The 13,932-nt window shown below is 32.8% G+C and carries 15 protein-coding genes; 5 read left to right on the top strand and 10 right to left on the bottom strand.

The window, feature by feature from the left end; translation table 11 throughout:
* Window position 1: 1 nt before the first annotated feature.
* From BTR34_RS02870 to BTR34_RS02845, 6 genes are read right to left on the bottom strand one after another with little or no spacing between them, the layout of a single operon-like run.
* Window positions 2-1,339, bottom strand: a complete 1,338-nt coding sequence (locus BTR34_RS02870; RefSeq protein WP_068484123.1) for a DUF58 domain-containing protein — start codon at window positions 1,337-1,339, stop codon at window positions 2-4.
* 3 nt (window positions 1,340-1,342) lie between these two features.
* Window positions 1,343-2,341 carry an AAA family ATPase gene (locus BTR34_RS02865; protein ID WP_068484125.1) on the bottom strand — a complete coding sequence of 333 codons (999 nt, stop codon included), beginning with the start codon at window positions 2,339-2,341 and terminating at the stop codon, window positions 1,343-1,345.
* Window positions 2,319-3,551, bottom strand: a complete 1,233-nt coding sequence (locus tag BTR34_RS02860; protein ID WP_068484128.1) for a DUF4350 domain-containing protein — start codon at window positions 3,549-3,551, stop codon at window positions 2,319-2,321. Before BTR34_RS02860 ends, BTR34_RS02865 begins: the two co-directional genes overlap by 23 nt.
* Window position 3,552: 1 nt before the next feature.
* Window positions 3,553-4,275: a hypothetical protein gene (locus BTR34_RS02855; protein ID WP_068484129.1), complete on the bottom strand. Its 723-nt coding sequence runs from the start codon at window positions 4,273-4,275 to the stop codon at window positions 3,553-3,555.
* Window position 4,276: 1 nt separating this feature from the next.
* Complete coding sequence (locus BTR34_RS02850) at window positions 4,277-5,215, bottom strand: hypothetical protein (protein WP_068484131.1); 939 nt, start codon at window positions 5,213-5,215, stop codon at window positions 4,277-4,279.
* A complete protein-coding gene (locus BTR34_RS02845; RefSeq protein ID WP_068484133.1) occupies window positions 5,178-6,164 on the bottom strand; it encodes a stage II sporulation protein M in 987 nt (328 codons plus the stop codon). Before BTR34_RS02845 ends, BTR34_RS02850 begins: the two co-directional genes overlap by 38 nt.
* Before the next feature lie 33 nt (window positions 6,165-6,197).
* On the opposite strand from BTR34_RS02845, the gene BTR34_RS02840 reads away from it, so the two are divergent.
* Together BTR34_RS02840 and BTR34_RS02835 are read left to right on the top strand one after the other, a co-directional pair.
* Window positions 6,198-6,923, top strand: a complete 726-nt coding sequence (locus tag BTR34_RS02840; protein WP_068484135.1) for an RDD family protein — start codon at window positions 6,198-6,200, stop codon at window positions 6,921-6,923.
* A gap of 3 nt (window positions 6,924-6,926) precedes the next feature.
* The gene (locus BTR34_RS02835; protein ID WP_068484137.1) at window positions 6,927-7,538 is read left to right on the top strand and encodes a trimeric intracellular cation channel family protein; all 612 of its coding nucleotides are present in this window, start codon (window positions 6,927-6,929) and stop codon (window positions 7,536-7,538) included.
* Window positions 7,539-7,571: 33 nt separating this feature from the next.
* Here the strand turns inward: BTR34_RS02835 and BTR34_RS02830 are convergent, their stop codons facing one another.
* A complete protein-coding gene (locus BTR34_RS02830; protein WP_068484139.1) occupies window positions 7,572-8,288 on the bottom strand; it encodes a peptidylprolyl isomerase in 717 nt (238 codons plus the stop codon).
* Between BTR34_RS02830 and BTR34_RS02825 the strand changes: the two genes are divergently transcribed.
* Both BTR34_RS02825 and BTR34_RS02820 read left to right on the top strand, forming a co-directional pair.
* Window positions 8,287-8,928, top strand: coding sequence for an NUDIX hydrolase (locus tag BTR34_RS02825; protein WP_068484141.1), 642 nt, complete (start codon window positions 8,287-8,289; stop codon window positions 8,926-8,928). The genes BTR34_RS02830 and BTR34_RS02825 overlap by 2 nt on opposite strands.
* Window positions 8,929-8,954: 26 nt before the next feature.
* Window positions 8,955-9,761, top strand: a complete 807-nt coding sequence (locus BTR34_RS02820) for a lysophospholipid acyltransferase family protein (protein ID WP_068484143.1) — start codon at window positions 8,955-8,957, stop codon at window positions 9,759-9,761.
* On the opposite strand, the gene BTR34_RS02815 is transcribed toward BTR34_RS02820, so the two are convergent.
* The 3 genes from BTR34_RS02815 to BTR34_RS02805 form a co-directional block, all read right to left on the bottom strand.
* On the bottom strand, window positions 9,758-10,408 hold the full coding sequence (locus BTR34_RS02815) for a hypothetical protein (RefSeq protein ID WP_068484145.1): 651 nt from the start codon (window positions 10,406-10,408) through the stop codon (window positions 9,758-9,760). The two genes, BTR34_RS02820 and BTR34_RS02815, sit on opposite strands and share 4 nt — an antisense overlap.
* Before the next feature lie 4 nt (window positions 10,409-10,412).
* The gene (locus tag BTR34_RS02810; protein WP_068484147.1) at window positions 10,413-10,907 is read right to left on the bottom strand and encodes an RNA polymerase sigma factor; all 495 of its coding nucleotides are present in this window, start codon (window positions 10,905-10,907) and stop codon (window positions 10,413-10,415) included.
* 124 nt (window positions 10,908-11,031) lie between these two features.
* A complete protein-coding gene (locus BTR34_RS02805) occupies window positions 11,032-12,459 on the bottom strand; it encodes an amidohydrolase (RefSeq protein WP_068484149.1) in 1,428 nt (475 codons plus the stop codon).
* A gap of 99 nt (window positions 12,460-12,558) precedes the next feature.
* Between BTR34_RS02805 and BTR34_RS02800 the strand changes: the two genes are divergently transcribed.
* Window positions 12,559-13,851, top strand: a complete 1,293-nt coding sequence (locus tag BTR34_RS02800; protein ID WP_068484151.1) for an NAD(P)/FAD-dependent oxidoreductase — start codon at window positions 12,559-12,561, stop codon at window positions 13,849-13,851.
* Window positions 13,852-13,932 lie beyond the last annotated feature (81 nt).

Genomic DNA, 13,932 nt, shown 5'->3' with positions numbered 1-13,932 from the left:
TTTATAGGAGTCCTTTAGCTTTAATTTCCAAATATTTATTAATTGTATTTATGGTCAAATCTTCTGGTTTGGTAAGTATGGTTTGTATTCCATACTTACGTAATTCATTTACGACCAATTGCTTTTCATAAATGAATTTTTCAGCAATAGTTTGTTCAAAAATTTCTAATGTAGTTTCCGGTTTTTCTTTAGTGTAGGTTATTAGTTCTGTATTTTCAAAGAAAATAACTACTAACAAATGTTGTTTTGCAATTGCTTGTAAGTAAGGTAATTGACGGTGAAGCGCATCTAAAGTTTCGAAATTTGTGTAAAGTAAGAGTAGACTGCGTTGAGGTAAGTTTCTCTTAGTGTCAATGTACAATCTACTAAAATCACTTTCAACAAAATTTGTTTTAAGATTGTATAGTGTTTCTAAAATTAGGTTCATTTGCGAACTTCTACGCTCGGCAACTACTCTATTTTCTATTCTATTACTAAAAGCAAAGATGCCGGCCTTATCATTTTTTTTAAGCGCTATGTTACTGATTACTAATGACGCATTTATGGCATAGTCCAAAAGGCTAAGTTCGTTAAATGGCATTTTCATTACACGACCTTTATCAATAACCGAATAAATTGGTTGTGATTTTTCATCTTGAAACTGATTAACCATAAGCAGACTTCTTTTCGCTGTAGCTTTCCAGTTGATGTTCCTAATATCATCCCCTTGTATATATTCTTTAATTTGCTCAAATTCCATGGTATGACCAATACGACGTATTTTTTTAATACCGTGTTCTAAAAGCCTATTGTTAAAGGCTAAAAGGTCATATTTTCTAAGTTGTAAGAATGAAGGATAAACAGGTACTTCTTTATTTTTATTGAAAGTATATTTACGAGCTATGAATCCAATTGGTGAAGTTGCGAAAATATTTAAATTGCCAAAGCTATAAACTCCTCTTTCAACTGGTCTTACAGTGTAAGAGAATAATTTTTGTTCCCCAGCTTTTAAGGTGCTTTGAAAATTTAAATCTCTTTTTTGAAATTGAAAAGGGAGTTCATCGATAATAGTAATGTTGCCGGTAAATAAATATTGATTACTTACCTTAACTTCAATCTTATTTTCATCACCGTTAGAAAGTTTGTCAGGAACAATTCTATCGGCTGTAATAGTACCTTTAGATAAAAATAGAAGTAGTATGTCTACAAGAGTAATTACTACAAATAGATAGAAAAACAGCTTTATTATGAAAGTAAAATTCTCGAATATATAGGATAGGAGGAAGCAAACAATTATTCCAGTAAGAACTAGAAAAATGCGCTTTTGAAAGTATATATTTCCGAATACTCTTTTCAACATCTATTATCTTGGAATTTCTATAGTCTGTATTAAATCTGAAACCATTTTTTCTGCGGTATACCCTTCCATCTCACGTTCCGGAGTAAGTATTATACGGTGGCATAAAATTGGGCTTACCACTTTTTTAATGTCATCTGGGGTAATAAAATCTCTACCGTTAATTGCCGCAACAGCTTTAGAAGCGTCTAAAATAGCAATTGATGCTCTAGGGGATGCTCCTAAATAAAGATTAGCATTTGTTCTTGTATTGTTAACTATCGCCGCAATGTATTTTAGCAAATTATCTTCAACAATAATATCTTTAATTACCTTTTGGTATGTTGCTATTTGTTCTGCTGATAAGACAGAATCAATTAAGGCTTCAACATCAGTATTTTTTTGCTGGTGCTTGTTTTCTAGAATTTGTATTTCTTCTTCAAGAGTAGGGTAGTGCACCTTAATTTTGAAAAGAAAACGGTCTAGTTGTGCTTCAGGAAGCCTATAAGTACCTTCTTGTTCTACGGGATTTTGAGTTGCAAAAACTAAGAATGGTGGTTGCATTTCAAATTCGTTGCCATCAATAGTTATTTGCCGTTCTGCCATTGCTTCAAAAAGTGCGGCTTGTGTTTTTGCCGGTGCTCTGTTTATCTCATCAATAAGTACAATATTAGAAAATATAGGACCTTTTTTAAATTCGAACTCAGAATTTTTTACATTAAAAATAGATGTTCCCAAAATATCGCTAGGCATTAAATCTGGTGTAAACTGTATTCTACTAAAGTCTACATTCATGGTCTTTGCCAATAATTTTGCGGTGACAGTTTTTGCAACACCGGGTACACCTTCTATTAAAGAATGACCGTTTGCTAAGATTGAAACTACTAATAATTCAATCATTTCTTGTTGGCCAATGATAACTTTTCCTAATTCGAACTTTACTTTAGCTACAGATTCCTGCAATTTGGAAAGGTCTATTCTGGAGTTAAATTCTAAGTTATTTTCATCTTGAGTATGATCTTCCATAAGACTGTTTAAATGTGTTTATTTTTTTTGTAAGCTTTATAGTGTCTTGTTCTGTATGTAAAGGTTTATTTTTAAGACCTACTATTAAATCTATCAAACTTTTGGTTTCTTCTATCGTTTTTCCGGCTTTTGCGGCTACTTGTGTAATTAAATTTTCGTCTAAATTGGTTGTGTTTACATAAAGCCTATTTCTTAAATAGGTTAAAAAGTAGATAATCTTTTTGTTGTTTAAGTTTGTAAAATCTCTGTTTTGATGATATAATGAGCCAACTGTTTTAGCAAATTCAACCGATGAATTTTCTAAAGGTTTTATAACAGGAATAATTCGTTGTTCTCTCTTTGCCTTAAAGATTACAAAAAGCAATAATCCAAAGACTAGTAAGTAATAACTCCATTTTAAAGAAGGTTGAGCAAGTATAAAACGTAAAGGTGAGTTTATGACTGTTCTTCCAGATTTTTTATAGTCATCCCAAAAAATAGTAGCGTCATTTAGGTACGAAAAACTACTTTCTACGTATTCTTTATTTTCTCCTAGTACATAATAATTCGTGAATGCTACAGGTAAGGTGTTAATAATAAAACTACCTTTTCCAAAAGCGGTTTTAATGAAGTTGGGGCGTTCATTTATTGTTATAGATTGATCAGCTAAAAAAGTACTTTCCTTAAACTGAATATGACCTAAAATTGTCGTTTTACTCGTATCTATACTAGTAAAATAAGTTGGGTCGGCACCTCTTTCAAATTTAAATTTAATTTTAGGTAGGTTTTGGTTTGTAAAGGAAGCATTTAGCGAATCTTCCTTTATTTCATAATGCTGTTCAATTTCAATATTTAAAGTATCTGCAAGTTTTCCTTGAAGACCATTAGTAGCAATAAAAACATGGTTACCGGCAGAAACATAGCTTAACAACTTATTGGTTTCTTGCTCATCGAACGAAATAAAGTTATTTATGAATAAGAAATTCGATAGTTGGGAAGAGTCTCTATTGATTAGCACATCATAAACACTTTCATCAACCGATTCAATTTTACTATTCGGGAATATAGACGGAAGCTCGTTAAAAAGTACATGGCATCCAAAAGGAATTTTTGAATCAGCGGTATAAGAAGGTCTCCAGTTTAATGGTCTTGGACGCGTAATTTCTGTTACGATTATACCTATGAGTACCGCAACTAAAAAACCAAGAATTATTTTTGAACGACGTCCCAAATTATTGTTTTAATAGGTTATTAATAGTTTCAAAATCAGAAATAGATTTTTCGTACTTGTCTATAGCTATTTCTTGTTCACCATACCAAATATAATCGTAGAGGTATACTACCTTTTTGAATTTATTTTTTAGTTGGGGCTCAGTTATTTCGGTTAAATAATCAGAATTGGTTTTATCAAAATGCCATTCAATTATATCATTTTTGGATAGTTGTTGTAGGGTAAGTAAAAATTGATATCTAATAGCTAAGCGATAATTATTACTGTCTAGCGCCTCTTTTAAAAGTTTATTTAAGTCAATAGTTTCAATATGCTCTTCGGTGAAATTTATATCATTAATAGCATGGGCCTTTTTTTGGAAAAAAGAATTAAAATTTTCTTTAATTAGCAGCTTTACTACAATATAAATAACCAAAAGGCCCAATAACAAATAAATTAGATATTCTAAAATCTCTAATACTTGCGGCGATAGTTCTATACCAAAAACGTTATAAAGTCCTTGGCCGATCCAATTTATAAAACGTGCCAATAAATTTTGAGATTCCCCCGTTTTAGTGGTGTAGTTAAATTCTTCGCCGTTATATGAATCAGAAAAGCCATCATTAAACTGCCGTATTTGTATTGCGGACGCCGTATCTATTTCTACAATAGAATCTTGCACACCTTGTGAATATGTTAGGAGTGTTACTAATTGAAGGAATAAAAGAAAAATGGTGTTCTTCAAATTAATGGTTTTGGCCTATTTGCTCTATGGAAGCTCGTGCATTTTCATTATATGTTTTTTCATGTAAGGCATAATATAATATACCATTTACAAATTGAGATAAGCATTGACCATAAACTGCAATAATGAGTATAAAACAAGTGCCTAAAGTATATACAATAGTACTTACAATAGATTGAGAATAATCTACATTATTCTCAATAACATGAAAGGTGTATACGCCAATAATAATACCTGGTACTATTAAAGCTAATAGTAATAAAATACCTAGTAAAAGGCCCATTATAAAGTTAACCCCCACCGATTTCCAAAAGCTTCCGGTAACCAAACGCCAACCTTCACCTAAAGCATCAGTAACACTTTTTTTATTTTGCAACATATCAAAAAATGAAACACCTACCCAAGCTGTTAAAAAGAATTGCAAAATATACTGGGCAAATAACCCTAACAAAGGTATAATGGCTAAAATAATAGCGGCTATAAGAACCACTAAGTATATAGGAATTAATAAAAGTACAAATAGTACAATATTTCCAAACTGACCTTTGACTAATTGCCAAACTTCATTTTTATTTACATTGTTCGATTTGTGTTCTTCATATTTGATCATGTAACCACTAGATAATGAATAGTTTAAAATGGCAACGCAAATAAATATGATAAAAAATATAAAACCACCAATTCCCAAATACAGATAATAATCTTGAGCAAACCCACTAGTATCTGTATCGCCTATAAAATCAAATTCTTGGGCAATTAAACCTATAAAACCAGAAACCAATAAGTAGCTGGCAATTAAAAGTCCAATTAAAAATATGCCATTATAGCTAATGAAAACATTGGTAAAGTTTTTAATGTTTTGTTTAAAAAAGTCAAAATAAACAGAGATTATTCCTCCAAAATCACGGTTTACCCGTAACGGTATGTAATTGTCTTTCATATTTTTTATTAAGTAATATAGGGTATGCTATATAGTAATATAGAATTAAAAATAAGGAAGCGCCAATAATTAAAAAAGCTATCCAATTAGGCATGCCGGTGTAACGGGTAATAAAACCTTCAATAAATCCTGCAATAATAAAAAAGGGGATAGTACTTACCACTACTTTTAATCCGTCTTTGGCACCTTTCATAAACGATACACGTCTAGAATACGTTTTTGGAAAAAGTATACTATTTCCCATAATTAACCCTGCACAACCTGCAATTATTATTACAGAAATTTCAATGGTACCATGCAACCAAATTTGTTTATTTGCTTCAAAGAAAACTCCTTTAGTATAGAAAAAGGTGATAAAAGCACCAAGCATAATACCATTGCTGAATAGGATATATGCAGTGCCTATACTAGTAATTACACCAAAAGCAAATGCTAAAAAAGCAACTCTAATATTGTTAATTGTTATTCCCAAAAAAGTACCAATTTCACTACCACCTTTGTAGATAGCTGCGGGGTCACCATTAGCAATATTATTTAGCGTTTCATTTACATAGGCATCACCTAAAATTAAACGAACAAAAGTGGCATCATGTAAGGCGGATAAAGACCCAATAGCCGTAGCAATACTAAAAATAATAAAAGCTATACTTAGGGTTTGGTGGTATTGTTTAAAAAAAAGTGGAAATTCCGTTTTCCAAAAACTTAAAATTCTATTACCACTTTCTTTTTTGTTCTTATAAATTTTTTGATGAGCTTGGGAGGCTAATTCATTTAAATACAATAAAGTCTTACTTTCTGCGTAATAAGTTTGCGCATAAGCTAGATCGTTCGTCAATTGAATATATCCGTTGGCAAGTTCATCAGGATTTGTTTTAGCCTCAAGGTTAATGGCCTTTTCAAAAGCAATCCATTTTTCCTTATTTTGCCTTACAAAAGCAGCTTCTCGCATAAAAAGTATTTACCATGTTAAATTTAAGACTTAATGAATAACCTTCAAATCAATACAACGCAAAATGTTAATCTTAATTATACTATAGTTAGTATTGGTGAACGAATAGGGGCATTTTTTATAGATGCATTTATTCTTTATCTCTATTCTATTTTAGTTAATTTAATTGGTGATGCAATTGGCTTTATCTACGATGATGGGTGGACACAAAGAGGGTTGGTGGCATTAATATTCTTACCAGCTATGTTCTATAGCCTTTTAATGCATATTATTTTTAATGGAAGAACGGTGGGTAAAATGCTACTTAAAATTAGAGTCGTAAAATTAGATGGATCGCCGGTTAATTGGAGTAGTTATCTAATTCGGTGGATGCTCCGTTTGGTAGATATTTGGTTATTTGTTGGTTCTATAGGAATTTTGACCATTTTATTTTCAGAAAAAAGACAGCGCTTAGGTGATGCTGCAGCGGGTACGGTAGTAATTAGCACAAAGAATAAAACAAAAATATCCCATACTATATTAGAAGAAGTAGAAGATACCTATGTGCCACAATTTACCAATGTTACAATTTTGACGGATAAAGATGTAAGGTTAATTAAAGAAACTTTTGGAATAGCAAAAAATAGTAATGATTTTAAGACAATGAAGGCGCTTAGGAATAAGGTAGATAGTATCTTGCAGTCGAATTCAGAATTGTACGATGTAAACTATTTAGAAACAGTACTAAAAGATTATAATTACTTTACACAAAAGCTATAAACAATGTTTTATTTCATCATTGATATATTAGGAACTATAGCATTTGCTATATCGGGTGTTTTAGTAGCTATGGATAAAAAGTTAGACGTCTTTGGAGTATTGATTATTGCATTTGTAACCGCAGTCGGTGGTGGTACTTTACGAGATTTACTAATTGGGATTAAACCCGTAGGATGGCTAAATGCCCCATTACATTTACTCATTATTGTAATTACTGTTTTAATGGCCATAATATTTGTGAAACAGTTGAAGCACATTAGAAGGTCGCTGTTTCTATTTGATACAATAGGTATTGGACTGTATACAATGGTAGGTGTAGAAAAAGGTCTTGCTGCACAACTTTCGCCCGTAATGTGCATTGCATTGGGGACCATAACGGCTTGTTTTGGCGGGGTAATACGCGATATTTTATGTAATGAGATTCCGGTAATTTTTAGAAAAGAAATTTATGCAACAGTCTGCATCCTAGGTGGCTTAGTGTATTTTCTGTTAATTCAATTTCCAATTCAAAATACGGTAGCCTATTCTATGGCTATCTTAACCATAATTATCATGCGTGTTTTGGCGGTTCGTTTTAAAATTAGCCTTCCTAATATCTATAGAGAAAGTAATTAAGTTAGTTTTTTAATAATTTAACGGACAACCAAATTATTCAATAACCTCGGCTTTTTCTATATAAATATTCTGCATTGGCCAATCTCCCTGGCCAACAGGTTGACTATTAATTTTGTCTACCACTTCCATACCTTCAATGACTCTGCCAAAAGGGGTGTATTCATCATCTAGATGATAGGAACCAGGGTCTGTGACCACTATAAAAAATTCAAATGGAGAAGCAAGCATGTGCGGGTTGTCCATTTCGCTACTGGGCATTGATATTGTTCCTCGGTGATGTTTATGCCCTTTACGCGTATCTGGCGGTAAAAGATACCTTCCTAACCTAGCTCTTTTCTTACCAGTTTTTTTGTCGTCAGAATTCCCGCCTTGTATTATGAAATTTTTCACGACCCTATGAAATTGGGTATAGTCAAAATATCCGTTGCGCGTTAGATAAATGAAATTTGCTCGGTGATAGGGTACATCATCATAAAGTTCTACAATAAAACTGCCTAAGTTGGTGGTAATTTTTACTTTGTTTGATTTCAGGTTTTTTTCATAATTAAAAAAGAAATCAATAGCATTTTCCTCGGTAAGTTCAAAAGTATCTTCTATTTCTTCTTTTACAGCTTTTTCAATTATTTGTACTGAATCTATTATAGGAGTATGTTCGGTAGTTATGCTTTCAGATTTCTTAGGAGTATCTTTGCAACTGGTAACAATTAATAGTAAAGCAGAATAAAATATATAGAATTTAAGTGCACGCATGGATTTTAAGTATTTTGAACAACAGATATCAAAAATAAAGGATCTACCGCTACCTGGCGAGGCATCTCAATTTAAAATGGCTCCAGAATTTAGATTAGATGAATTAAAGCTGATTAATTCATCTGTTAAAAATCCGAGACAAGCTGCAGTAATGGCTTTGTTTTACCCATCAGTAAGTCAAAAAGCAAATCTTTTATTAATTCTTCGAAAAACATATAAAGGTATTCATTCTAATCAAGTGGGCTTTCCTGGTGGTAAAGTTGAAAAGGCAGATACTGGATTACTTTCTACTGCATTAAGGGAAACACATGAAGAAGTAGGTGTGGAGCCCAATGATGTTACAGTAATTAAGGAGATTTCAGAAATATTTATACCTCCAAGTAATTTTATAGTGCAACCTTTTATTGGTTTATATAAGTATCCAAAACCATTTGTAAAGCAAGATCACGAGGTAGCATTAATCTTAGAAGTACCATTGATAGATTTTTTAGATGAAAATAAAATTGTTACTAAAAAATTGACAACGTCTTACGCATCGAATATTGAAGTACCGGCCTTTAAATTAAATGGTTATATTGTATGGGGAGCAACAGCAATGATGTTAAGTGAGATTAAAGAGCTATTAAAGCAAGTGTTGTAATGCATATTTATTTATTTTAGCATTCTATGGGATTATTTAAGACAAACCCTTTCGGGCATAATTTATTTATAAAAAAATGGCTAATTCGTATTTTGGCCGTGCTGTCGCATCAGCGTTATAAGCGTTTTAATACGTTAGAAATTGAAGGATCGGATATTATACGAAACTTGCCTGATAAAAATGTTTTATTTGTAAGTAACCATCAAACATATTTTGCAGATGTGGTTGCCATGTTTCATGTGTTTAATGCAAGTTTAAGTGGACGTGAAGATTCCATTAAAAATTTAGGTTATATATGGCAACCAAAATTGAACATGTATTATGTTGCGGCAGCCGAAACTATGAAAAAAAGTTTGCTGACCAAAATTATGGCTTATGCTGGTTCGGTTAGTGTAGAAAGAACATGGAGAGCAGAGGGGCAAGATGTAAAGCGACAGGTTAAAATGAGTGATATCTCTAATATAGGTAAAGCTTTAAATGATGGATGGGTTATAACCTTTCCCCAAGGAACAACCACGCCTTGGAAACCTTTAAGAAAAGGTACCGCACATATTATAAAGAAATACAAGCCAGTTGTGGTACCTGTTGTAATTGATGGTTTTAGGCGTTCATTTGATAAAAAAGGATTACGTATAAAGAAAAAGGGAATTCTGCAATCTATGGTTATAAAAGAACCATTGCAAATAGATTATGAAAATGAATCTTCAGAGTCAATTATTGAAAAGCTAGAATACGCAATAGAACAACACCCTTCTTTTTTAAAGGTAATTTCTAAAGCAGATCTATTGGCCTATGAAGAAGAGAATAATCAACGTAAATTTAAAAATTCTTAAATTTCTAACTGCTTAAGTTCGCTATAGTTTTTCTTTAATTTTCTAAGTAGTAATCCGTATAGGAGAAAGTAAATTCCGCCCATAAAAACGGTAAGTATTACTCCAAAAATACCTATTGATAACATAACGGTCACTTTCAATTTTTCATTGGACACATTTTTTAACCCATCTTTCAACTCAGGAAAAGCTTGGGAAATATTATCGTTCAAATAAACTCCAATAATCATAATAATTATGGTCACCATGATCATAGATAGTGAAAAAATAACATAGTGTTTAACTGTTCTTCTTGTTCTAATGATTTTACGCATTAAATTTTTGGAGTTGTCTAAGACAGAAATTTCTTTAAATCTTCGATAAAATTGAAATATAAAATAAATGGCAACTCCATAAGTTAAAATTGAAAGTCCAAATAAATAATTAGCAACTCCGATATTTTTATATATCTCCATACCTTCTCTCATTGAAGGTAAAAGATATAGAAGTTGTGGAAGCAGAAATTCTAGAATACTAATGATTAGTATCCACCTTACAATAGAGGAGGATTTCTTCCATATCATTTTATGAATATCTTCATAGCTAAGTTTAGGAACATTAAATTCCTTCTTTTGCCAATCTTTTTTTAATAATTCCAGCTCATCCGTCATACGCCTATGGATTCAAAATTGTTCTTAATTTCGTTTTAATACGGTTCATTTTCACACGTGCATTTACCTCGGAAATACCCAAAGTATCGGATATTTCGGTATAATTTTTATCCTCTAAGTATAAAAAGACCAAAGCTTTATCAACATCGCCTAATTGTTTAACGGCCTTATACATTAGTTTTAATTGTATTTCTTCAGTCTCATCATATTCATCTGCCTTTACCTTAAAAATGATAGATTCATAATCAGCGGTATCAATTCGTTTTTTGTTCTTGCGATATAAGGTTATAGCTGTATTTAAAGCAACACGATACATCCAAGTACTAAATTTAGCATCTCCTCTAAATTTGGGATATGCTTTCCATAATTGTATTGTAATTTCTTGAAACAGATCGTTATGAGAGTCACGGTCGTTTGTATATAACGTACATACCTTATGGACAATGTTTTGATTGTCCTGTAGCTCGGTCACAAATTTGTGTTCAAGTTTTTTATTCACTTTTGGTTGGTAGTTCTAAAAGATTAGTCTCTAAAAGGGTTTATATGTTACAATAATTTTAGAATAACATAAAAAAAGTGCTCAAGTTTAACTTGGCACTTTTTAAATCTATTACGATGTAAATTTACTTTCTATAATCCAAGGCTGGCGCCCTATTGCCCAAGAGCGGAATATATTTGAAATCCGCGCCTCTTTTTTGTAAAAATTCAGCTTTAGCGGCTTCAATTAGTTTTTTATCCTTGAATAGATCTATGGCGGTCATAGTTAATGTTTTTGCAGCTATCATCATTCCTTTGTTACCTATTGATGTACCGCCGGCAGCAACAGCTTGCCAACTATGCGCGGGTGTGCCAGGCACCCAGGTAGCAGTACTAAAACCAACAGTTGGTACTGTGAAACTTACATCACCTACATCCGTGGAGCCAAAAGCTTTTGCCTCTGTTTTATATGGTTGTACATTTTTAGCGGTATCAAGGTCTGCTTTATCTTGACCTAAAGATTTTGCTATATTATCGGCAAAGACCTTTTCTTCCGTAGTATATTCCATTCCTCCAACTTTAGATAAATTGTCATGCATAATTTTTTGTAATGTAAGGTTTGGTAATAGCTCATGAGTACCACCGATCATTTCATAATCCATAGTTGTGCCTGTACCTAAAGCAGCACCTTCCGCGGCTTTTGCCATACGGTCAAAAATATCAATTACTACATCACGTCTGTTGTGACGAGCGTAATAATATACCTCAGCAAAATCAGGAATAACGTTCGGCGCTTTTCCACCATCTGTAATTACATAATGAATTCTCGCTTCTTGAGGTATATGCTCACGCATCATATTTATCATCATATTCATAGCTTCGACACCGTCTAATGCAGAACGTCCTTTATCCGGTGATGCAGCAGCATGGGCTGAAACTCCATAAAATCTAAATTTTGCAGATTTATTAGCTAAAGCTGCACCAGCACTGGCTGCATTTTGCGCTCCAGGATGCCAATGTAAAGCTACATCTACATCATTAAAAAGTCCTTCACGAACCATATATACTTTACCGGATCCACCCTCTTCAGCTGGAGTTCCGTAAAAACGAACGGTACCTTGCATTTTGTTTGCTGCTAACCAATCTTTCGTTGAAATTGCCGCAGCTGTAGAGGCTGTTCCAAACAAGTGATGTCCGCACGCGTGGCCTGCTGCTTTACCAGCCGATTCTTTTTCGGCAACCGCTTTTTGCGAAAGGCCGGGTAGGGCATCATACTCGCCCATAATGGCAATAACAGGACTACCGCTACCGTATTCAGCAATAAAAGCTGTGGGGATACCAGCTACACCTTTTTTAATAGTGAAACCTGCATTTTGTAATGTTTCTTGCAAAAGAGCAGCGCTTTTTTCTTCTTGGTAACCCATTTCCGCTAATTCCCAAATATTTTGAGCTATAGTTCCATAGTCTTCGCTTTTTTGTTCAAGATTTTTGAGAATATCTTTCTCGCTCTTTTGTGCATTTATTGTAGAAATGGAAATACTCATTACTACAAATAGGGATAGGATTTTTTGCATTTTAGGTGTTGTTTGAGTTAGACCTTAAATATACTAAAAACAGAATATTATTTTAAAGTAGATACACATTTGTTTAATTTTGCGCCCAAGTAAAATATTATGAATATACCACTTTCAAGCTATCCTAGAATTGTAATAATAGGTGGTGGTTTTGGCGGAATTTCCTTAGCTAAAAAATTAAGTAAGAAGGAAGTACAAGTTGTATTGATAGATAAGAATAACTATCACACTTTTCAACCTTTACTATATCAAGTTTCTACAGGTGGTTTAGAGCCAGATTCTATTGCTTATCCTTTACGTAAGGTTCTTATTGGGTATGATAATTTTTATTTTAGATTAGCTGAAGTTGAGAATATAGACCCTTTTTCCAAAAAAATTAATACTAGTATTGGAGAATTAAATTATGACTATTTAGTTGTTGCTACAGGTTCCGAAACTAATTTTTTTGGAAATAAGGAAATTGAGCAAAATGCAATGTCAATGAAGTCTATACCGCAATCTCTGAATCTTAGAAGTCTGATCTTAGAAAATTTTGAGCAGGCATTATTGACAGATGATTATCATGAACGAGATGCTTTAATGAATTTTGTAATTGTTGGGGGAGGCCCAACAGGAGTGGAGTTAGCTGGGGCATTGGCTGAAATTAAAAAGGGTATATTACCAAAAGATTATCCTGATTTAGATACTAGAAGAGCACAAATTAATATTGTACAAGGCGGTGATTGTCTTTTGCCAGGATTTAGTGCTCAAGCTTCTAAAAAAGCAGAAGATTTTTTGGAAAAATTAGGAGTTCAAGTTTGGAAAGGAGTTCGTGTTACTGGTTATAATGGTAAAACTGTTACCACAAAAACAGAATTAAAGTTTGAAGCAGCCACTGTAGTCTGGGCTGCAGGCGTAAAAGGAGCAGGAATTAAAGGCTTGGAAGGCGAAGGTGTAATTGCAGGTGGAAACAGACTTAATGTTAATGAATTTAACCAAGTAATTGGCTACCCTGAGATATTTGCTATTGGGGATATTGCGTGTATGACTACAAAAGAAAATCCATATGGGCACCCAATGGTAGCACAACCGGCAATTCAGCAAGGCAAACTTTTAGGTCAAAATTTAACTAAATTACTAGAACATAAACCCATGGAACCGTTTGTTTATAATGACAAAGGTAGTATGGCTACAGTTGGTAGAAATAAAGCCGTTTGCGACATAAAAGGGTATAGATTTCAAGGTGTTTTTGCTTGGTTTGTATGGATGTTCGTCCATTTGTTCTTTCTTATCGGTTTTAGAAATAGAATGGTAGTTTTTGTCAATTGGGTGTATAATTATATAAGGTTTGATCGTGAGGCACGATTAATTATAAGACCCTTTAAAAGAGATTATAGTCAATTTAAAGATTAAATATAATTCTATTAGTTTTAAAATGGAGTTAAAGTTTAATGAACTATTTCTGAATGTATAATTTTTAAAATATCTTTTGTA

The sequence above is a fragment of the Maribacter hydrothermalis genome, from assembly GCF_001913155.1.
Classification (GTDB): Bacteria; Bacteroidota; Bacteroidia; order Flavobacteriales; family Flavobacteriaceae; genus Maribacter; species Maribacter hydrothermalis.
Note: the sequence above shows the minus strand (reverse complement) of the source record. Positions and strands in the feature narration are given on the sequence as shown.